Genomic DNA, 18,142 nt, shown 5'->3' on the forward strand with positions numbered 1-18,142 from the left:
GGCCAGATGACGGCTGGCCGGAATCGAACCGACACATGGGCAGGTCGATCTCCCGTGCTTGTCGTTTACCTATCCCTTGAGGGGAAACACGGTGGTAACGTCGCTGCCGCGTACCTTACCCAGGCGGCTCATGCCGGGTAACTGGTGGGGCCTATCGTAGTGACGCGGGGTATGGTTGAAATGGAGGGGACTCTTACCTCGGCCGCGCGGAGGTTGCCATGGATTTCCCCATCCTCGACCTGATGGATGACGAGGCCAGCTATGCCGAGCTCCTCGCCTGGCTCCACCCAGCGGGCCTCGCATGCCCGCGATGCGGGGACGGCGACGACCTCCACGTCCACAGGCGCCATCGCGCACCGATCCTCGACTACCGCTGCGGCCGCTGCAGGAGGGTCTTCAACGCCTTCACCGGCACCGCGCTCCACGGCAACCGCCGCCGGGCCGCCGAGCTGCTCCTGATCGTCCGCGGCATCGCCCAGGGCACGCCTACTGCCAGGCTGGCACGCGAGCTGGACTGCGATCGCTCCCAGCTGCTCGAGCTCAGGCACCGCCTCCAGGGCGCCGCCCACTCGGGGCGGCACCGGGATCCCCTGGAAGACTCCGAGCTCGAGGCCGACGAGATGTACCAGAACGCGGGGAAAAAGGGCGACCGCACCGCGACCCCGATGACCCGCCGCGGCGTCGCGGCAACAAGCGGCCGGGGCACGGGAGCTGGGACACGGACCGGCTGCCGATCTGCGGGGTGGTGGGGCGCCGAAGCGGTGAGATCCGCCTGACGGTGGCCCGGCATTCCGACGGGGAGACCTTGCGGCGCGTGGCGTTGCGTGCGAGCTGGCCGATGACGCGATTCTACACGGACGAGTGGAAGGGCTACGATCGTCTGCCGGAGATGGGCCGCTCCCGCTCGTCGGTCTGCCACGGCCGCGGGGAGTGGGCGCGCGACGACGACGGTGACGGGTGCGCGAGGTGCACTGCAACACGCTGGAGGGGAACTGGACGGGGCTGAGGAACTTCCTGCGGCCGTTCCGCGGGGTCAACAAGGAGTATCTTCGACAGTACGTGGCGATCTACCAGTGGAGTTACAACATCAAGCGGGTGTCCGGGGAGTTCATCCGGGCTCTACTCGGTGTTAAGGGCTCCACCAGTTAAACGACATGAGCCAACATAGATAACACAGAAGTATTAATGTTATTAAATGAGGATATATTATCTAGATATGGCAGCAGGCTCACGTGCAATGAATAGCATGTGGTGCCGCTAATGCCGGGGGGCATAACGCCATAAGTTGAACTGTAATTATTGAGCGCGATACCAAATTGCTTAAGATTGTTCTGGCAGGCGTTACGCCTGGCGGCTTCGCGCGCAGATTGGGCTGCTGGCAATAGGAGGGCGACGAGTAGTCCCACGATCGAGACAACGACGAGAATTTCGATAAGCGTGAAGCCACGGCGAGATTGACGCGATAACACATGCATGACACGTCTCCCAAGTCGTAAGGAAACATCCTTTCGCCTGATGACGGAATGACACTCTAACTTTCGCGTCAAAGAAAAAGCAAATTGTTTTTTTAAGCATTTCAAATTCGGCGTTTTCGGTTTAATGAGTTAAATGAGGAAAAATAGGCCGACAGGTGAACCGGTAAATTGTTGGGATTGCTTATGCAGTCTCTACTTCTGCTGTAACCGATTTCTCGTAACTTCAGACCGCCGCCCTTCTAACATCGATCCTCGAGGGATAAGACCCACACCCGGGGACTCCCGATGTCACTGCTGGATCAGCCCGAGGCCAAGTCCATCCTGGCGGACGCCGTGGTCACTCCCGAGGCCGTCGCGGGCCAGGCCGACCGCCTGACCTCCTTCCTCGAGCGTTACCTCCCCAGGTTCTATCGCACAGAGCAGCGGGCCACCGCGGCCTTGGTCATCCGCGGCCGACTCGGCGGCCTTTAGCGCAAGACTTCCGAGCCGATCGCCATCGAGGCGGGCTTGCCTCGCAAGCCGATCCAGTTCTTCGTCGGCTCGGGCAAGTGGGACGATGAGGCGGTCATGGCCGAGTTGCGAGCCCACGTCCGCGAGGAGTTGGCCGCGCCCGAGGGCGTGGTGGTGATCGACCCCAGCGCCTTTCCCAAGAAGGGGACCGAGTCGTGCGGGGTCGCCCGGCAGTGGTGCGGCCGGCTCGGCAAGGTGGACAACAGCCGGGTCGGCGTCTTCCTCGCCTACGCCACGCCGGCGGGTTATGCGCCGCTGGACAGTCGGCTCTACCCGCCCGAGTCGAGGGCCCATCGCTCCGCGGCAACCGGCAGGGCCTTTCGCCTGGCCAGCCGGCGACGGGAGATGAAGAGCGGCACCCTCGCAATATTCAGCCAATGCGTCTCGTGGGTGCCGAGATAGAACAGCACTCAGGCCACCTCCTTCAGTTCAGCCCGTGCCCCGAGAGGAACTTCCGCCCGGACCTGACTCCGTTCTCCGTGAGCTGCCGTTGCCAGGCCCCGTTCGTCGGCGACCACTTCCAGCCCGACCGCTTGAGCCGGGCGCGGACGTCGGCGCCGGGCTTGTCTGGGAAGAGCAGCTGCACCCGGTCAATCTCGCGGTCGGCCCAGAGCTCGATCTCGCCCTCGGAGCCGATCAGCTCCCGCCCGCGGGCCGTTGGCTCGGTAGCTTGCGTGGCGGACTCCCTGGCGATGGTGCCGAGGGCCCACACTTTGTGTCGCTCGGTGAACGCCGGCTTGGGGCCGGTTGTGTTGACCTCCCGGAGCCAGGCGAGCGCCCGCTCGACCAGCTCCACCCGACCGTTCCTGGCGAGCCGCTCGAGCTTGCCGGAGATCGAGTTCGTGAACGCCGAGCGGGTGTAGAACTCAAGTCCACGGTCGATGCGGACGACGGTGGCGAGCGAGCCCGCCAGGTCGCGGCGGAGCGTCTGCCACTCGGCCTCTTCCTTCTCGGCCTCCGTCCTCGCGTCGAGGACGGCCTTGCGGATCGCGGCCCGCGCCTTGGTCCTCCACTCGACGAATTCGGACAGGCGGCCATCGGCCCGGTCGCCCCGCTTCTGCATCCGGGCGGACGGGAAGTTGGACGGCCCGGCGATCATCGACGAGACGACGCGGGATAGGCTTGCGTGGTAAGCATTCATGTGCCTGAGGTAGCCCAGGCGGTACTCCTCCATCTTGAACGCGAGCAACTCCCGCTGGTGCTCGGACCCGGCCAACGCCCACAACTCCCCGTAGAGGCCGTTGACGTCGTCGGCGTAGTCCCGGGCCGCCCGCGCGGCCCGGTCCTCGGGCACGTGGCTCGTGCCGCGATAGGCGTCGTAGGCGAGCCTCGCATCCATCTGATCCGGGCTCGCGATGGCGGGGCAGGCGGTCAAATCCGACATGGCTGTTACCTCCGGTCGTTCGGCCGCCTCAGTCCAGCCCATGCCCCGCCAGCACGCCCACCGGCTCGTTCACGTCCGCCGACTCCGGCGCCGCCTCGCGGTGCCAGCGGTCCCAGGTCATCCGCCTCGCGACGACCACGTAGCCATCGTTCCGCGTCGGCGAGTTGGCCGCCCACCAGTCCAGGTCGGCCGAGGTGAACGGCTTGCAACGTCCGTGATTCCGGGCAGGCTTCTCGACGGTGCCCATGGGCACCGCCTCGACCTCGGGCTCGGAGGCCTTCAGCTCGGGGGCGGCGCGACGCTCCATCAGCAGTCGACGCAGCTCGTCGGTCGCGGCCTTCTTCCCGACGCACTCGACTTCGGCCCTGTCGGCGAACGGGCAGTCCTTGGCGTAGGCTGCCATGGCCCGGGTGCGTGCCCTGCCCAGGCGGGCCAGCTCCTCGGCCTCCAGACCCACGCCGTCGATCGTCGGCAGCGGCCTCCGGTCGATCGGGCAGCTCGGGCCCCGCTCCTCCAGGCCCTCGGCGAACGGGGCGTCGATCCGGGGCGAGCGGCGGGTCGGCTTGGCCATCGGGCGAGTGCGGGTCATGATCGTCATCGAAGGTTCCTTTCACTCTTAGCGGGGTAGTGGACTCTTCACCCGGGCCGGTGCTCGACGGCAATCGAGCCCCGGCCCCTTCTCATTTCTCAGTTGGTCCAGTCGCCGAACGCCTTGCGGGCCTGGTACAACATGTACCGGTAGAGGATCTCGGCCCCCTCGGAGCCGGCCTCGGCGAACACGCCGTGCTGTTCCCACTCGCGATGCTCGCCCATCTCCGCCGGCCATTCCGTCCGGGACTCGACCACCACGACGCTGCCCTTCTTGGCCTCCCGCATCCGGATCGTCCGGCCCACCGGAACCTCGCCCTCGTTCGTCGTCGTCTCGCGGAAGGTCTTACTCATCAGGATCAGGCTGGCCATCGTTCGGGTCCTTTCGGCGTTCGCGGCGTCCTCGTCTCGACAATCTAATAATAGCACCGACGGTAGACAGAGTTAACAAGTTATTAGTAGGAATTTCGATTCTTTGTCTACCGCGACGCAAAGGTGTAGAATGCTTCAGTGGTGACGCACGTCGCCCGGTCGTTTAGACTGCCCTTCTGATTGGAGAGTGGAGAAATGATCCTCGGGCGTGAGCGTACGAAGATGGCCAAGAAGAAGTCGGAGACTCGCAAGCACACGGCGATGATGCGGATCGATTCCGAGACCTTGGATCGGGCCAAGATCGCCGCGAGCATGATGCGGATGTCGCTTGCCGATTACGCGTCAGACGTGCTGCGTAAGGCCGCCGATAAGGACATCGCCCGAGAGGCGAAGAAGCTGACGGGGGAGGCTGAGGCGTGATCTACTTCGCTCAGCCGATCGGAGGGGGCCCGATCAAGATCGGCTTCACCGATGACCTGGACCTTCGGGTGAAACAACTCGAAGGCCACTACGGACAACCGCTCGCGTTACTGGGCACGATGCCCGGAGGTCGCGAAGAGGAGCGAGACATTCACTTGCAGTTCGCCCACCTTAGATTCGGGCGGACGGAACAATTCCGGCCCGCCTCAGATCTCCTGGCATTCATCGGTCGGCCTTTGCTGGTCGGAGCCAACCCTGATGCTGCCGAAGCGATGGCACCCAGGATGGAGTTTATCCGTGTATCCAAGGAGTTCGCCGAGAAGGTCAAGCAGGCCTCGGGCGAGCGGGGTATGACTGCGGCTGAGTTCTGCGAGAGACACCTATTAACCTGCGTTGACAAGGCGCACCGCGACTACATTCAGGCTGAGGCGAAGAAGCTGGGCAATGATGGAGACAAGTGAAATGGTGGCCAGAGCTAGACGGCTGCTTGCGCGGATCCGCGAATACCTGCGTTCAATGCCCCGGTCGCTGTCCAAGTTCGCGGAGGGCGATCAGGTCTGGGCGTACAATGGCGAGCCCCGCACCGTGGTGGGGATGAGATGGGCCAGCCAGGCGATCCTCGTTCTCCTTGCCTCGCTTCATCCCGCCGTTGCCCACGCGCAAAAGGCGTTGCCTTCCGACTCCTACGGCGGCCTCGACAAGCTCGCCAAGACTTACAAGATCGAGATCATTAAGGCTGATTTGTCCTTCCCGGTTAAAACCACGCATGGCGTGATCAATGGCAAGAGCGCCGGCGAGAAGGAGTTGCAGGAGTACGTCAAACTTTTCGCTCCCGAGTTCGCGCTCTACCCCAGGGACCTCGTTCGGCGGTCGAAGCTCAAGCGGGTGGTGCTGTGCAGCGAACTCTCGTTCGCCGATCAGCGGAGAAATGCGATCCCGGACTTTGAGCATGACACGCTCTACCTCGACGTGAGCCGAGGCACCTACAACAAGACCTATATGCGGAAGGTCATTCACCACGAGTTCTTCCACATCGTCGATTACCGCGACGATGGGAGTGTGTACAAGGATGAGCGCTGGGAATCGTTGAACCCGGCCAACTTCAAGTATGGCAGCGGCGGGCGCGCCGCCCAGGATTTGCAGCAGACCTCTGTCTTGACGGACAAGTTCCCCGGCCTCCTCAATCACTACTCCACCACTGCTGTCGAGGAAGACAAGGCCGAGCTGTTTTCCAACCTGATAATCGACTCGGAGTACCTGGAAAACAGGATTAAGAAGGACCGCGTACTCCATGCCAAGGTGGAGCGGATGCGAGAGCTACTTGTCACTTTCTGCCCCGACATGAACGGCAAGTTCTGGGAGAAGGCCGCCAAGTTGAAGCGGAGCGGGAAGTGACCGCTCCTGAATGTACTTCATGGGTTGCAGGAATCTGTCATGGTTTGGACTTGGCGGTAACTCGGTCTGAGGTCGAGGCCCTGGTCCTCGCCGACCTGGTGGACCACGGCCCCAGCGTCTTCTCCGCGATCCAGGCGAGGCTACGCCACGCCATCGCCGAGCAACTCATCCGGGATGCCCTCGCTGTCCTGGTCGATCGCGGACGGGCCACCTGCGAGGTGAAGCAGTTCTCGGGCTCCCGCGTCGTCGGCGGCGTCGAGCGCCGCTACCACTTCATGGCGAGGGAGTATGCCGCGGCTAAGGAGGCTCGCCAAAATAGCCTATCCGGTCCTCTCCGCTGGGTTAGCCTGATAGGAAAGTTTCATGAATCGATAGTGGACGGGTGCCAATGACGAGTCCATTAACCGATAATTAATAGGCCGGCCCGGCGGGAGACAACTCACAGTCGACAATCGGGAAATATCCGATCGAATATTCGCATAATCATGTAACTGAAAACAGGAAGTCTTGAAGCTGCATTCGCTCTATACGCCTGATATTCAAGCTGAGTGCCTTGCTTTCGCCGAGGCCGCGAAACCCACGGATAATAACAGGGAGCGATGGTTACGCAAGAGCGCGCGGTCACTCGTCGCCTTCCTCAACGAGATTGAACCTCTGCCGGGTTCGGAAAAATGGGTTCGCCTCAGCCACTATCAAACTCTCTCGTTTTATGCCCTTAACGTAGAGGGGCTCCAGCGTCAATCCCCGCAAGTGATCGTCAATTTCCGAGCAAGGATTTGCGAAATTCGCTATCTTTTGCCTCACGAGCATCGTCCCTGGGTATGGGCACAGCCCGATATATTGTTAGACATCTCTGAGGCCGCAAGACTTGTGCTGGACGGCTTCACTCGCTGCGAATCCCGACCGGAGTTCCTTCTTACCTAGTTCGACTAAGAAAATTTGTTGTCTTCACCTATTCACCGCCGGTTCCCGAAGCCCTCCCAGCAGGGAGAACCGGATAGTACTACAGTTGTATTTGAAAGCCTGGCCCCGTAGGATGTTGCGCACGGAGGCCGAGCTATGCAAGCACAACCTGCGGCCGTGGACATCCGCGGCTGGGCCCGCGAGATGGACTCCATCGGCGGGCGCCTGGCCCGCTTCTTCCCCCGTTCCGAGCCCCGTCGCCGCGCCATCGCGTATCTCCGGGGGCTCCTCTCCGACGCCCGGCGCAAGAACGGCTGGCAGCTCGCCGAGGAGGCCGGCGACGAGTCCCCCTATGGCGTCCAGCACCTCCTCGGCCGCGCCGACTGGGACGCCGACCGCGTCCGCGACGACCTGGTCGCCTACGCCCGGGAACATCTGGCCGACCCCCGGGGCGTGCTGATCGTCGACGAGACCGGCTTCCTCAAGAAGGGCACGAAATCCGCGGGCGTGCAGCGGCAGTATTCCGGCACCGCCGGCCGGATCGAGAACTGCCAGATCGGGGTCTTCCTGGCCTTCGCCGGCCGCCGAGGGCAGGCGCTCATCGACCGCGAGTTGTACCTGCCGAAGGAGTGGGCCGACGACCCCGACCGCCGCGAGGCGGCCCACATCCCGCCCGAGGAGGGATTCGCCACCGAGCCGCGGCTGGCCGAGCGGATGCTCGAGCGGGCGCGGCGGGCCGGGGTGGTGGCGGCCTGGGTGACCGGCGACGCGGTCTACGGCGGCGACGTACGCCTCCGTCGGGCGTTGGAGGCGGCCGGCCAGCCGTACGTGCTGGCGGTCAGGAGCGACCTGAGGCTCTACGACGGCCGGACTCGAGATCGGGTCGACGCGATCGCCGACCGGCTGCCGGCCCGCGCGTGGCGCCGGGCGAGCGCCGGGGTCGGGTCGAAGGGGCCGCGGTGGTACGACTGGGCGGCCGAGCCGTTCGGCGAGGTCGACGGCCGGGGTTGGCAGCTCCGGCTGCTGGTCCGCAGGGGCCGCGACCGGCCGGAGGAGCGGGCCTACTACCTGTGCCGCGGGCCGGCGGGCACGCCGAGGGCGGAGCTGGCCCGGGTCGCGGGCTCGAGGTGGGCGGTGGAGGAGTGCTTCGAGCGGGCCAAGGGGATTGCGGGCTGGCCGACTACGAGGTGCGGTCGTGGCCCGGCTGGCATCGGCATGTGACGCTGTCGATGTTCGCGCTGGCGATGCTGGCGGTGATCCGGTCGCGGTCGTCGGCCCGGCCGTCGCCGCGCGAAGAGGGCCCGCGGCTGATCCCGCTGACGGTGCCCGAGGTCAGGATCCTCCTGCTCCGGGTGGTGTGGGGCCGGCTGGAACCGGCCGAGCGTGCGCTGGCGTGGTCGGACTGGCGGAGGGCACACCAGCAGCACGCCAAGGAGTGTCACTACAGGAAACGCGGGGCGCGACCTCCTTGATTAAATACAACTGTAGTACTAGTTTGCGGTGCGAAATAGGCTGGATTATGCTGGTTTTCGGCCGAATCTCCGCGCCTCGACCCCTCACCCGGAGGGCCCGGCGATGCTCCGCGACCGATATGAGCCCGTCGACCTGTTCCGGCTGATCCCCCAACTCGGGCTGGTCATGGAGCCCTGGCTCGCCGCTCTCGATCAACTCCTCGACGATGACCAAGTCATTGCCGCGGTGCGGGCCGACTTCGTGCGGAGGTACAGGCTCACCGCCTCGCACGGACGACCCTCGACGCCGGTCGAGGTCCTGCTCCGCATGCTCGTCGTCATGCGGATCTACGGATGGAGCTATGAACAGGCCGAGTACCACGTCAAGGACAGCCTCGTCCTCCGCCAATTCTGCCGCGTCTACCTCGAGCGCGTCCCCGACGACACCACCCTGATCCGATGGGCCAACACGCTCGGGCCCGAGGCGATCCGGAAGCTCAACGACCGGGTCGTCGAGCTGGCCCGGCGGAAGAAGATCGCCCGCGGCCGCAAGCTCCGCGTCGACACCACGGCGGTCGAGACGGACATCCACTTCCCCACCGACAGCGGCCTGATCGGCGACGGCATCCGCGTCGCCTCTCGGCTCTTCCGCCGGGCGAAGGCGGTGCTGGGCGAGGCCGCCGAGGGGCTCGGCGACGCCTTCCGGGGCCGGGTCCGCACCGTGCGGAGGATCTCCCGGGAGCTGCACCGGATCGCCCGCCGCAAGGGCGACGAGGCCCGGTCGGCGATGAGGGCCGGATACGAAAAACTGGTGGCCACCGCCCGCGAGGCCATATCCCAGGCGGGGCGAGTGCGCGAGGCCCTGAAGGATCATACCGAGCCCAAGGCCGCTCGCATTGGCGCGAGACTCGGCGAGCTCGTGCCGCGGCTGATGCGTTGCGTCGACCAGGCGGTGCGGCGCGTGCTCCGGGGCGAGTCGGTCCCATCCGCCGAGAAGCTGGTGTCGATCTTCGAGCCGCATAGCCAGGTGATCCCCCGGCACAAGGCGGGCAAGCCGGTGGAGTTCGGCCGCAAGATCCGTCTCGACGAGGTCGAGGGCGGGATCGTCAGCGGCTACGCGATCCTCGACCGGGGCGGAGGCCAGGACCAGCCCTACCTGGCCGACGCCCTCGATCAGCATCAACGCATGTTCGCCCGGGCACCCGACCTGCTCGCGGCGGATCGCGGGATGTCCTCGGCGGGGAACCAGCGGCTGGCCCGGGACCGGGGCGTGAAGCATGTCGCCCTGCCGCACGTGGGCAAGTCCCCGCCCGGTCGCCGGGCGCTCGAGAAGGAGCGTTGGTTTCGCCGAGGGTATCGGTTCCGTGCGGGGATCGAGGGGCGGATCCACGCGCTGAAGCGGGATTTCGGGCTGAGGCGCTGCCGATATCGGGGCGAGGACGGGATGGGTCGATGGGTCGGATGGGGGATCGTGGCGCACAACCTGTCGAAGGTCGCGGAATCCGGATGAGATGGGAGGACGGGGCAAGATTCAGGCCGACGACATCCTCATAACGATCCGGGCTCCCTGAGTCATCGCCCCATCAGGTCATCGTATGAACGATTTCGCACCACAAACTAGAACTAGAGTACCCCTCGCTAACCAACTTGCCTTGACGGATCTGATGAAAGTCGCCATCACTTAAACGTGGCATGGGCCGAGGGGTTCGGCGATGCTCATGGTGCGCTGGCGGGAGGTCGGTCATGAGATGCCGTCGATGGGTCGTGGTGGGGCTCGGCCTGTTCGTACTGGGCTCGGGAGATGCCACCCCCGCCCGCGCAAGTTCGTTGTTGACGTATGTCTTTCAGGGGACGTTGGCATCGATAGGCGATCCGACGCACGAGTTCGGCGCCGGTACTCAAGTCGGGACTCCGTTCACATTACAGTTCTCGGTCGCCACGGACGCGCCGAACATGTACGGCGAGGGGGCCCCGTATGGCGGTCTGTACAAGATTGCGCCGCAGGACCTGAGCCTGACGCTTAACGGCCAGCCCTTCGCGCCGGCCTCCTTACAGCCCTCCGCCTCGGGCGGCAGTGTCGGTGTTGTCCGCGATACGGGCAGCTTCGGGGGCACGGCGTCCTTCGAGGGGGCCGGGCCCGGGCCTCAGCTGGCTCGGTGTGACTTTCTACCTCCGCGCGAACTCCGGGCCATTTCCGAGTGACGCGTTGCCGACGTCGCTCAACGTGTCCGACTATACGAATACGCTCCATCCTAATGTGTTCACAAACACTTCCCAGCCTTATTTGCTCCTGAGCGGCTACTCAGCGGCAACCAAGTCCTATTCGGATACTGTTGGTATTATCACGTCGGCGACCGTCTCGGTTCAGCCCGTTCCCGAGCCGGGGACGTTCCTGGTCGTGGCGCTTGGTGCGGTGGGATTTCTTGGCAGGAGTCGGTTGCGGCGAATGCACGACTGCCGGGGTTGAGCGGGAAGGCGATTCGGATCCGGGCGGGCGGCGCAAGCCGCCCTTGGCAAAAAAGCCGCCGGTCCTGCTGTCCTACCGGCCCCGGCCCGCCTCGACCCGGACGAGCGACCTGCCCGTCGGCCCCGTCACCGTGACCACGATCGCCAGGACCTGGGCCGACGGCGACGAGCGGCGGTGCCGGCTCTGCCCGGCCGGGACGTGCTCGGCCTACAAGAAGGTCTGCACGGTCCTGGTAGGTCACAGTGTCCCGGCAGAGATGGCGTGGACCTACGACGCGTCGCGGCTGGCGTGGGCCGGGGCCGGGTGAGAAGATATCATCGATCCGGCTCCGCTCGGGGCGTCGGGCAGCGTGGTAACCGCCATCGTCTCGGTCGGGCCGGCCATCGCCCTGCGACCCCGCATTCACGTCGCCGGCGGCCGATGTCGCTTTTTCGCATCAGCATTCCACTCATATTGCGTCCGCCGTCGCGGATCCCCATCATACGCCCACCCCCCCCCGGGCCGAGTCGGGCTTCGAAGTGGACGAGCCGGCCGCCGGGACGATCCCTTCGAGTCTCACAGCAATGGCATCGGCATTCCGTAAACTCGCCGCGATGGTGCTGGCTGGCGTCTTCCTCGCGGCCTGCGGCAACCCCGCATGTGCGGCACTCATCGCGTACCACGAGTCGGTGACGGGCTCGGGCGTCCTCAACGGGACGTCCTTCAGCAACTCGCTCATCACGCTCACGGGCACGGGCGACACCGACAACGTGTTCACGGTGAATTCCAGGCTCGCGAACCTCGTCTCGATGAGCGTCGACGTCGCGGGGGTCGGCTCGGCCACGCTGACCGGGGACTATTATTTCTTCGGCCAGGTCCACTTCGGCGGGTTTAGCCGCGGCATACCCGCCTCCGCCGGTTCGACCAGTGTGATTCAGATCGCAAACTCGGCGTTCACCGCGTACGATCTGAAGAGCGACCTCGGTCCCCTCCCGGGCCTCCGCGCGTTCGCCCAGAATACTCAGTTCGCGACGGGCGACGGGGGCTTCCTCCAGATGACATCCGCGAACAACGACGCGAGATTCCTGGCCCAGGTCACCGCGGTGCCCGAGCCTTCCTCGGTCGCCATCGCCTGCGTCGCCGGCGTGGGCTTGCTGCTGGCTCGCAAGAGGTTGGGCCGAGCCGCCTGAGCCGCTCCCGTCATGCCGCGAAATGCTTCGGCCCCCGCGTTCGATCGCGGGGGCTTTTCCATGCGCACCGATTTAGCTGCTTTGACCAGCAGCCCTTCCAAACTTGCCCAACTGTCACGCATCGGCTAACCTTACGTAACTCAAGAAGCCACGGCGTGTTCGGGGTGCGAGATGAAGCGATTCCCGTTCCTGGCGGTCGCCCTGGTCGTCTTCTCCGCGGCCCCCGCCCCGCCCGGCTCCTACCCGGCCCGTGTCGTCGGTATCTCCGACGGCGACACCCTGACCGTGCTGGCCGCCGGCAACCGCCAGGTCAAGATCCGGCTCCACGGCATCGACTGCCCCGAGACAGGCCAGGACTTCGGCGCCAGGGCCAAGCAGGCTGCGTCGGAGTTGGCGTTCGGCCAGGTCGTCACGATCCTGCCCGGGGACACGGATCGCGGATCCAAGTCGACAACACCTTAAGAGCAGCTAATCGAGGTGCTCGCGATAGTAGAGAGGACTCAGGAGCGTCGCTGGTCACTCTTTGACGAAATCCCGTTGCGGCAACCGGCCTGGAAGTGCCGTATGTGCGGGCAGCGAGGCAATTGCGGGCAGGCGAACGGCTAGTAGATTGCCGCCAATGCCGCTTTCGACGAACCTATGACGTGATGCAAGCTGGCCTCATGGACCCGAACCAATTAATAGATATGAATGAAACGGTCGAGCGGCTAGAGCGGTTCGTCGGCTATGCGAGGACGCTCAAGGGAGACGAGAAAGGCGAAGCTCAGGTCTTCTGCGACCGGCTGTTCCAAGCCTTCGGCCACGAAGGCTACAAGGAGGCCGGGGCGACGCTCGAATTTCGCGTGAAGGCCCAAGGGGGACGGACCAAATTCGCGGACCTCCTTTGGCGGCCTCGGCTCCTCCTCGAAATGAAGAAACGGGGCGAGAAGCTCCAACGGCACTACACCCAAGCGTTTGAGTACTGGCTCCAGCTCGTTCCCGAGCGACCAAAATACGTCGTCCTCTCAAACTTCGATGAGTTCTGGATTTACGACTTCGATTCCCAGCTCAACGACCCGGTAGACACCGTGCCGCTCGGTGATCTGACCGAGCGATACACCGCCTTCAACTTCCTCTTCCCGGTCGAGAAAAAGCCCCGTTTCGGCAATGACCGCGTGGCGGTCACGCGAACGGCGGCGGCAAAAGTCGCCCACGTGTTCAACTCGCTCGTAGCTCGTGGCGAGGACCGCGAGAGAGCCCAACGCTTCATCCTCCAAAGCGTCGTGGCGATGTTCTCCGAGGATGCGGACCTCCTACCTCGGGGCCTCTTCTCGGAGCTCCTGGACGAGTGCAAGGCGGGAGCCAGCTCGTACGACCTCCTCGGGTCGCTCTTCCGTCAGATGAACAATCCGACTTCCGCTCGCGGCGGCCGGTTCAAAGATGTTCGCTACTTCAACGGCGGTGTTTTCGAGACAGTCGACCCGGTGGAGCTAACGCGAGACGAAATCGACTCGCTGGTGTCGGCCGCGACAGAAAATTGGAGCAAAGTCCAGCCGCCCATTTTCGGCACGCTCTTTCAGAGCAGCATGGACAAAGACGAGCGACACGCCTACGGGGCCCACTTCACGAGCGAGGCCGACATTCAAAAGGTCGTGCTGCCGACCATCGTGCGGCCCTGGCGAGAACGGATAGAGAGGTCTAGCACGCTCAAGGAGCTCCAGGCCCTTCGGGAGGAGCTGCTCAACTTCCACGTGCTCGACCCTGCGTGCGGGAGCGGGAACTTCCTTTACGTGGCCTTCAGGGAGCTGAAGCATCTTGAATTCGACCTGATGGCCAAAATTCACGCGAATTTCGGGGAACGAGCCCGGAAGACGGTCGGTACGCGATCGCTCGTCAGCACAAAGCAGCTCTTCGGCATCGATAAGGTTCCGTTCGCGGTCGAGCTGGCGAAGGTTACGCTCATGCTCGCCAAGGAGCTAGCGGGCGACGAAGGCCGTTCCTGGCTCGATGCGGCTCAATTCGACCTCCCGCTTGAGTTCGATTCACCTCTGCCGCTCGATAATCTCGATGAGAACATTCGCTGTGATGATTCTCTGTTCTGCGATTGGCCGAGAGCGGACGCTATCATTGGGAACCCACCGTACCTGGATGCTCGCAAAATCACTCTTGAGCATGGTCAAGACTATGTGCGGAAGCTACGGAAAGCCTACTCAGAGGTGCCGGGCCGGGCGGATTTCTGCGTTTACTGGTTCAGAAAGACGCATGATCAATTGAAGCAACATTGTCATGCGGGATTGGTGGGGACGAACACGATTCGCCAGAACTACTCCCGTGAGGGCGGGCTCGACTACGTGGTGAAAAACGGGGGGACGATTACCGAGGCAGTCTCAACGCAAGTCTGGTCGGGTGAGGCTGTAGTGCACGTTTCTATCGTGAACTGGATAAAGGGTGAGCAGAAGGGCTTGAAGAAGTTGTACACCCAGAAAGGTGATTCAAAGGAGAGCCCTTGGATTGTCGAAGAGGTCGAGCGAATCCCAAGCTCTCTGACCTCCTCCCTCGATGTCACGACCGCGGTTCCATTGAGATGTAATCAAATCCCTAAGCCCTGCTTTGAAGGTCAGCAACCTGGTCACGATGGCTTTCGGTTGACGCAATCCGAAGCGATTGAGCTTTCAAGGAAAGAGCCAAAGGCAGAGCAGGTGCTCCATCCATACCTCAACGGGACCGAGCTGCTGTCGTCTGCTTACAAGGATTCGTCCCGTTACATCATCGATTTCGAAGAAATGGATATTCTGCAAGCGTCAAATTACAAGCATACCTTTGAGTTAGTTAAATCGAAGGTGCTCTCCGATTGGCAAGCGAACGCGGAGAAGGAGAGGGAGAAAACAGGGAGTGAAACCGGAGAACATCAGAACCGGCTCCAGCGTTGGTGGAGACTGAAGCGACGAAGACAGGAAATGCTTAGGGCATTCGAGCCGATTCCCAGATACATCGCGTGTGTGCGACACACGAAGCGGCCGATATTCGAGTTCATTGATGTGAAAATTCGGCCCGATTCATCTCTAACAGTCTTCTCGTTCCCCGATGATTACTCGTTCGGGATTCTTCAATCGGGCGTTCATTGGGCATGGTTCGTCGCACGCTGCTCGACCATCAAGGGCGACTTTCGGTACACCTCGGATACCGTCTTCGACACGTTCCCTTGGCCACAAGCTCCGACACTCACTCAGGTAAGCCGAGTTGCTGAAGCGGCGGTTGGCCTCCGACAGCTCCGTACTCGAGTGATGGCCGAAAACGGTTGGAACCTCCGAGAACTCTACCGAACCCTAGAGATGCCCGGGCAGAACCCGCTCAAGACTGCTCAAGATGCATTAGACGCCGCTGTGCGAGCCGCCTACGGGATGAAGGCGAAGGCCGAACCTCTCGGATTTCTTCTGGCACTCAACGGCGAACTAGCCGACCGAGAGGCGTCCATGAAGCCGGTCATCGGGCCAGGGCTCCCCGCTGCTGCCAAAGGTCCGAGTGAGTTTATCACCGATGACTGCGTTCGAGTCGTGAAGGGGTCCTAGACGTTGCATCCGACTACATATGGACGTGATTTAGGACGCCATCATTTCGAGAAAATCATAGTCGTCACCTCGCTCGTCGAGGAGTTTTGGAGGACGGACCGCCAGTACGGCTGGTGAACATTTTGCGACTTCGGTTTGAGCGGCGCCGGGACAGCGGCGATGTTGGCGAAGAGGGCGTTAGCTTGGTCAAGGTGGGCGATAGCCGCTTGAGCCGCAGCTCGGGCCGATTGCTCGAGCGGACCCGCACGATCAGCATGTGAGACCACTGGCACGCGACCGCCGCCCCGCACCCGGATCCCCTGCTCTCCGACGACTTCAACGGCGGGTTCATCGGAGAGGGGGTGGCCGAGTGATGAACCACGACCCCGACAAGGACGGCCTCCGCGCCGCATTCGACATCCAGACCGCCGCGGCCGAACGGCTGCGGCGGGAGCCTGCCTGGGTGGTCACCGAGATGGATAGCCTGGTCTGCCACGCTTCGAAGCGTCAGACGCTCCAGCGGGTCATCGGCGACCAGGTCGAGGAGTTCGTCGCCGGGGTGGACGGCGACCGGGTGATCTGGCGCGGGAACCGGATCGCGGCGACGATCCGGACGCTGGCAAACGGAGGGGTCCAGGTCATCAGGTACGACCTGGAGGGGGGGTGAGGGGAGTGTTCTCCTCTTCAAAAAGGCGGTCCGGGGCGGTTTCGGTCTGCTTTGGCCCGCCCCTTTTGCTCTAGCTCAAGCTGGGTGTTGACCAAATAGCCGACTAGGGACTAGCTACTCGTAGTGTTACTGAGACATAATTCAGATGCTTTGTTTTTTGAATTGAACCCTCGTAGGGTTGTCTGGACCTGGGTATCCCAAGCTGAGAAAGCTTAGGTTCAGTCAATGAAAGCCCCGCCAACAATTCAGCACCCGAAAGGAAAGTCAATGTTTCGTTGCAGCAAAATGGCCTGGATTTTAGTTCTCGTCATGTCGGCGATAGTCGAGGCACAAGAAATACGTGTAATCAAAAAAGGAGAGGACACGAAATACAGCGAATGGACGGTGTCATATAGCAGGAAAAATGGCCCCACCGTCTTTGAGCTCGACAGCTCCTATCCGACCGAGGAAGAAGCGAGAGCTCGAGCCAAAGCTTTGATTGTGTGGAGCGATTCGATGCAGTCCGGTTCCGAGTGGCGGTTGGCCGTCATCAAGATCGAAGGCGAGCCTGATGGGACAGCCAATCCCGATCCTGCTGACAATACTGTGCTGAGGCCGAATAGAAGACCCGGCGATGTCCTGCGCGAATACTCAAAGGTGGTCGCGACTGCCTACAAGAACGCCAAGGAGCTGCGAATTAGCCTGACGAGCAAAACTGCTTCAATTTCAGAAAGCGAGTTTAAAAGAGTGAACAAAATTATAACTGATTATAATTCTCAACGTCAGTCGATTAAGGCTGAAACGGGTTACTATTTCTCTTCCGCTCCAGCCCTGGCAGTAGTTACGCCTGGCGAACTTCGAGCGAAGATCACACAGCAACGAGAGAGGACCGAGCCTAAAGAGATCAAGATGGTCAATCCAGGAATTGTTGATGCTGCGGGCGATCAAAGTAAAGTCGACGAAGATGCGAAGGAAACGAAGCAGATCGACGAGAACGATTCATCTTGGCCAGATCTTTCGGCAATGATTGACCCAACGCGAACGAAAGGAGCAGAGATTCCTCGGAATATCGAAGGGAACTGGCACCCGGAAAACGAGACCGAAACCTTCAATCCGGGAGCTGTGACCTATACAAAAGGGACATTACAATTCCATTTCCAGGCAGGCGATGAAGACGGGATGCTTGGGTTGGATTTCGCGGATGGTGTCGAGATGACTCGATTCCATAGTTACAATATGGATAAAATAGGATACAAAAATGGAATTATTTATATTGACAATAAGACAAATAGTGCAAGCGGTTATAGATCTAAAATTATCTATAACAAAATGCTGGATTCTTTAACGGTTTACGAGAGTCGGCGTGGCAGCCCATTCCGTAAGATACGATACGTTCGGGGTAGTTAGGGCACGCGTTCGATCGCCTGCAGGAGGAAGACGGGTTATCAGAGTTGGCTGTCGTTGACGGCAATTGTTGTGACAGCTAATCGGCCTGGGCTGCCCCACCCCTGAGCATGAAACCGACGCGCAAGCCGATGACCATCCGGTGTCTGCTACTGATCGTCGCCCTAGCCGCCATCCCGACCTGGTACTGGACGCTCCTCCACAAGGCCGCAGCCGAGCAGCACGCGAGGACGGACGCGAATCTCGCCAGTAGGGGCGAGTCCTCACTGATCAGGCCACGGCCGGTCGGCTGGGAATCCTGGGTGTTCCCGTGGGTGCGACGATGATCCGAATTGCGGCCCCGATGAGGGTGGTGCCCATGGGCACCGGGTCGCTTGCCTCGCCTGTTCATCGCTCTAACTTGCCGAAGCGTCACGAATAAGGCCGGTGCC

General features: G+C 62.4%; 22 protein-coding genes and 2 pseudogenes. 19 read left to right on the forward strand and 5 right to left on the reverse strand.

What is annotated here, in order from left to right; translation table 11 throughout:
• Positions 1-218 precede the first annotated feature (218 nt).
• Complete coding sequence (locus tag ACOYYX_RS20175; protein ID WP_422923112.1) at positions 219-776, forward strand: transposase; 558 nt, start codon at positions 219-221, stop codon at positions 774-776.
• Positions 777-966: 190 nt separating this feature from the next.
• Positions 967-1,149 carry a hypothetical protein gene (locus tag ACOYYX_RS20180; RefSeq protein WP_422923114.1) on the forward strand — a complete coding sequence of 61 codons (183 nt, stop codon included), beginning with the start codon at positions 967-969 and terminating at the stop codon, positions 1,147-1,149.
• Here ACOYYX_RS20180 and ACOYYX_RS20185 read toward each other — a convergent pair.
• Positions 1,146-1,475: a DUF1559 domain-containing protein gene (locus tag ACOYYX_RS20185; RefSeq protein WP_422923116.1), complete on the reverse strand. Its 330-nt coding sequence runs from the start codon at positions 1,473-1,475 to the stop codon at positions 1,146-1,148. The two genes, ACOYYX_RS20180 and ACOYYX_RS20185, sit on opposite strands and share 4 nt — an antisense overlap.
• A gap of 285 nt (positions 1,476-1,760) precedes the next feature.
• Here ACOYYX_RS20185 and ACOYYX_RS20190 point away from each other — a divergent pair.
• Positions 1,761-2,288 (forward strand): annotated as a pseudogene (locus ACOYYX_RS20190) (transposase); the annotation flags it as partial.
• On the opposite strand, the gene ACOYYX_RS20195 reads toward ACOYYX_RS20190, so the two are convergent.
• The 4 genes from ACOYYX_RS20195 to ACOYYX_RS20210 all read right to left on the reverse strand — a co-directional run bounded on the left by ACOYYX_RS20195 (position 2,255) and on the right by ACOYYX_RS20210 (position 4,329).
• Positions 2,255-2,395, reverse strand: coding sequence for a DUF7221 family queuine tRNA-ribosyltransferase-like protein (locus tag ACOYYX_RS20195; protein WP_422923118.1), 141 nt, complete (start codon positions 2,393-2,395; stop codon positions 2,255-2,257). The pseudogene ACOYYX_RS20190 and the gene ACOYYX_RS20195 sit on opposite strands and share 34 nt — an antisense overlap.
• A gap of 14 nt (positions 2,396-2,409) precedes the next feature.
• A complete protein-coding gene (locus ACOYYX_RS20200) occupies positions 2,410-3,369 on the reverse strand; it encodes a hypothetical protein (protein WP_422923119.1) in 960 nt (319 codons plus the stop codon).
• A 28-nt stretch (positions 3,370-3,397) separates the two neighbouring features.
• Positions 3,398-3,967, reverse strand: coding sequence for a hypothetical protein (locus ACOYYX_RS20205; RefSeq protein WP_422923121.1), 570 nt, complete (start codon positions 3,965-3,967; stop codon positions 3,398-3,400).
• Positions 3,968-4,056: 89 nt separating this feature from the next.
• Positions 4,057-4,329, reverse strand: coding sequence for a hypothetical protein (locus ACOYYX_RS20210; protein WP_422923123.1), 273 nt, complete (start codon positions 4,327-4,329; stop codon positions 4,057-4,059).
• A 195-nt stretch (positions 4,330-4,524) separates the two neighbouring features.
• On the opposite strand from ACOYYX_RS20210, the gene ACOYYX_RS20215 reads away from it, so the two are divergent.
• From ACOYYX_RS20215 to ACOYYX_RS20290, 16 genes and pseudogenes are all read left to right on the forward strand, one after another.
• Complete coding sequence (locus ACOYYX_RS20215; RefSeq protein ID WP_422923125.1) at positions 4,525-4,749, forward strand: hypothetical protein; 225 nt, start codon at positions 4,525-4,527, stop codon at positions 4,747-4,749.
• Positions 4,746-5,210, forward strand: coding sequence for a GIY-YIG nuclease family protein (locus tag ACOYYX_RS20220; RefSeq protein ID WP_422923127.1), 465 nt, complete (start codon positions 4,746-4,748; stop codon positions 5,208-5,210). The genes ACOYYX_RS20215 and ACOYYX_RS20220 overlap by 4 nt, the downstream gene beginning before the upstream one ends.
• Positions 5,194-6,144, forward strand: a complete 951-nt coding sequence (locus ACOYYX_RS20225) for a hypothetical protein (RefSeq protein WP_422923129.1) — start codon at positions 5,194-5,196, stop codon at positions 6,142-6,144. The genes ACOYYX_RS20220 and ACOYYX_RS20225 overlap by 17 nt, the downstream gene beginning before the upstream one ends.
• Positions 6,145-6,194: 50 nt before the next feature.
• The gene (locus ACOYYX_RS20230; protein ID WP_422923131.1) at positions 6,195-6,536 is read left to right on the forward strand and encodes a hypothetical protein; all 342 of its coding nucleotides are present in this window, start codon (positions 6,195-6,197) and stop codon (positions 6,534-6,536) included.
• A 115-nt stretch (positions 6,537-6,651) separates the two neighbouring features.
• Positions 6,652-7,068 carry a hypothetical protein gene (locus ACOYYX_RS20235; protein ID WP_422923132.1) on the forward strand — a complete coding sequence of 139 codons (417 nt, stop codon included), beginning with the start codon at positions 6,652-6,654 and terminating at the stop codon, positions 7,066-7,068.
• A 135-nt stretch (positions 7,069-7,203) separates the two neighbouring features.
• Positions 7,204-8,333, forward strand: a pseudogene (locus ACOYYX_RS20240) (IS701 family transposase); the annotation flags it as partial.
• Positions 8,334-8,622: 289 nt separating this feature from the next.
• The gene (locus tag ACOYYX_RS20245) at positions 8,623-10,008 is read left to right on the forward strand and encodes an ISNCY family transposase (RefSeq protein WP_422923133.1); all 1,386 of its coding nucleotides are present in this window, start codon (positions 8,623-8,625) and stop codon (positions 10,006-10,008) included.
• Between the two features lie 233 nt (positions 10,009-10,241).
• A complete protein-coding gene (locus ACOYYX_RS20250; protein WP_422923135.1) occupies positions 10,242-10,700 on the forward strand; it encodes a hypothetical protein in 459 nt (152 codons plus the stop codon).
• 196 nt (positions 10,701-10,896) lie between these two features.
• Complete coding sequence (locus ACOYYX_RS20255; protein WP_422931643.1) at positions 10,897-10,965, forward strand: hypothetical protein; 69 nt, start codon at positions 10,897-10,899, stop codon at positions 10,963-10,965.
• A 43-nt stretch (positions 10,966-11,008) separates the two neighbouring features.
• On the forward strand, positions 11,009-11,272 hold the full coding sequence (locus tag ACOYYX_RS20260; protein WP_422923137.1) for a hypothetical protein: 264 nt from the start codon (positions 11,009-11,011) through the stop codon (positions 11,270-11,272).
• Positions 11,273-11,528: 256 nt separating this feature from the next.
• A complete protein-coding gene (locus ACOYYX_RS20265) occupies positions 11,529-12,134 on the forward strand; it encodes a hypothetical protein (protein WP_422923139.1) in 606 nt (201 codons plus the stop codon).
• A 171-nt stretch (positions 12,135-12,305) separates the two neighbouring features.
• Complete coding sequence (locus ACOYYX_RS20270) at positions 12,306-12,596, forward strand: thermonuclease family protein (protein ID WP_422923141.1); 291 nt, start codon at positions 12,306-12,308, stop codon at positions 12,594-12,596.
• 185 nt (positions 12,597-12,781) lie between these two features.
• Complete coding sequence (locus tag ACOYYX_RS20275; RefSeq protein ID WP_422931644.1) at positions 12,782-15,682, forward strand: class I SAM-dependent DNA methyltransferase; 2,901 nt, start codon at positions 12,782-12,784, stop codon at positions 15,680-15,682.
• Between the two features lie 352 nt (positions 15,683-16,034).
• On the forward strand, positions 16,035-16,328 hold the full coding sequence (locus ACOYYX_RS20280; RefSeq protein ID WP_422923143.1) for a hypothetical protein: 294 nt from the start codon (positions 16,035-16,037) through the stop codon (positions 16,326-16,328).
• Positions 16,329-16,595: 267 nt separating this feature from the next.
• Positions 16,596-17,714, forward strand: a complete 1,119-nt coding sequence (locus ACOYYX_RS20285; protein WP_422923145.1) for a hypothetical protein — start codon at positions 16,596-16,598, stop codon at positions 17,712-17,714.
• Between the two features lie 128 nt (positions 17,715-17,842).
• On the forward strand, positions 17,843-18,037 hold the full coding sequence (locus ACOYYX_RS20290; RefSeq protein ID WP_422923147.1) for a hypothetical protein: 195 nt from the start codon (positions 17,843-17,845) through the stop codon (positions 18,035-18,037).
• Positions 18,038-18,142: the final 105 nt, after the last annotated feature.

It is taken from the genome of Singulisphaera chitinilytica (assembly GCF_049331405.1).
Lineage (GTDB): Bacteria > Planctomycetota > Planctomycetia > Isosphaerales > Isosphaeraceae > PoT.

Bases quoted from the DNA above. Each gene is read 5' to 3' on its own strand.
- ACOYYX_RS20205 (WP_422923121.1), bottom strand. From the start codon at position 3,967: ATGACGATCATGACCCGCACTCGCCCGATGGCCAAGCCGACCCGCCGC.
- ACOYYX_RS20245 (WP_422923133.1), top strand. From the start codon at position 8,623: ATGCTCCGCGACCGATATGAGCCCGTCGACCTGTTCCGGCTGATCCCC.
- ACOYYX_RS20290 (WP_422923147.1), top strand. From the start codon at position 17,843: ATGACCATCCGGTGTCTGCTACTGATCGTCGCCCTAGCCGCCATCCCG.
- ACOYYX_RS20280 (WP_422923143.1), top strand. From the start codon at position 16,035: ATGAACCACGACCCCGACAAGGACGGCCTCCGCGCCGCATTCGACATC.
- ACOYYX_RS20265 (WP_422923139.1), top strand. From the start codon at position 11,529: ATGGCATCGGCATTCCGTAAACTCGCCGCGATGGTGCTGGCTGGCGTC.
- ACOYYX_RS20185 (WP_422923116.1), bottom strand. From the start codon at position 1,475: ATGCATGTGTTATCGCGTCAATCTCGCCGTGGCTTCACGCTTATCGAA.
- ACOYYX_RS20200 (WP_422923119.1), bottom strand. From the start codon at position 3,369: ATGTCGGATTTGACCGCCTGCCCCGCCATCGCGAGCCCGGATCAGATG.
- ACOYYX_RS20225 (WP_422923129.1), top strand. From the start codon at position 5,194: ATGATGGAGACAAGTGAAATGGTGGCCAGAGCTAGACGGCTGCTTGCG.
- ACOYYX_RS20250 (WP_422923135.1), top strand. From the start codon at position 10,242: ATGAGATGCCGTCGATGGGTCGTGGTGGGGCTCGGCCTGTTCGTACTG.
- ACOYYX_RS20285 (WP_422923145.1), top strand. From the start codon at position 16,596: ATGTTTCGTTGCAGCAAAATGGCCTGGATTTTAGTTCTCGTCATGTCG.
- ACOYYX_RS20215 (WP_422923125.1), top strand. From the start codon at position 4,525: ATGATCCTCGGGCGTGAGCGTACGAAGATGGCCAAGAAGAAGTCGGAG.
- ACOYYX_RS20275 (WP_422931644.1), top strand. From the start codon at position 12,782: ATGCAAGCTGGCCTCATGGACCCGAACCAATTAATAGATATGAATGAA.
- ACOYYX_RS20270 (WP_422923141.1), top strand. From the start codon at position 12,306: ATGAAGCGATTCCCGTTCCTGGCGGTCGCCCTGGTCGTCTTCTCCGCG.
- ACOYYX_RS20210 (WP_422923123.1), bottom strand. From the start codon at position 4,329: ATGGCCAGCCTGATCCTGATGAGTAAGACCTTCCGCGAGACGACGACG.
- ACOYYX_RS20175 (WP_422923112.1), top strand. From the start codon at position 219: ATGGATTTCCCCATCCTCGACCTGATGGATGACGAGGCCAGCTATGCC.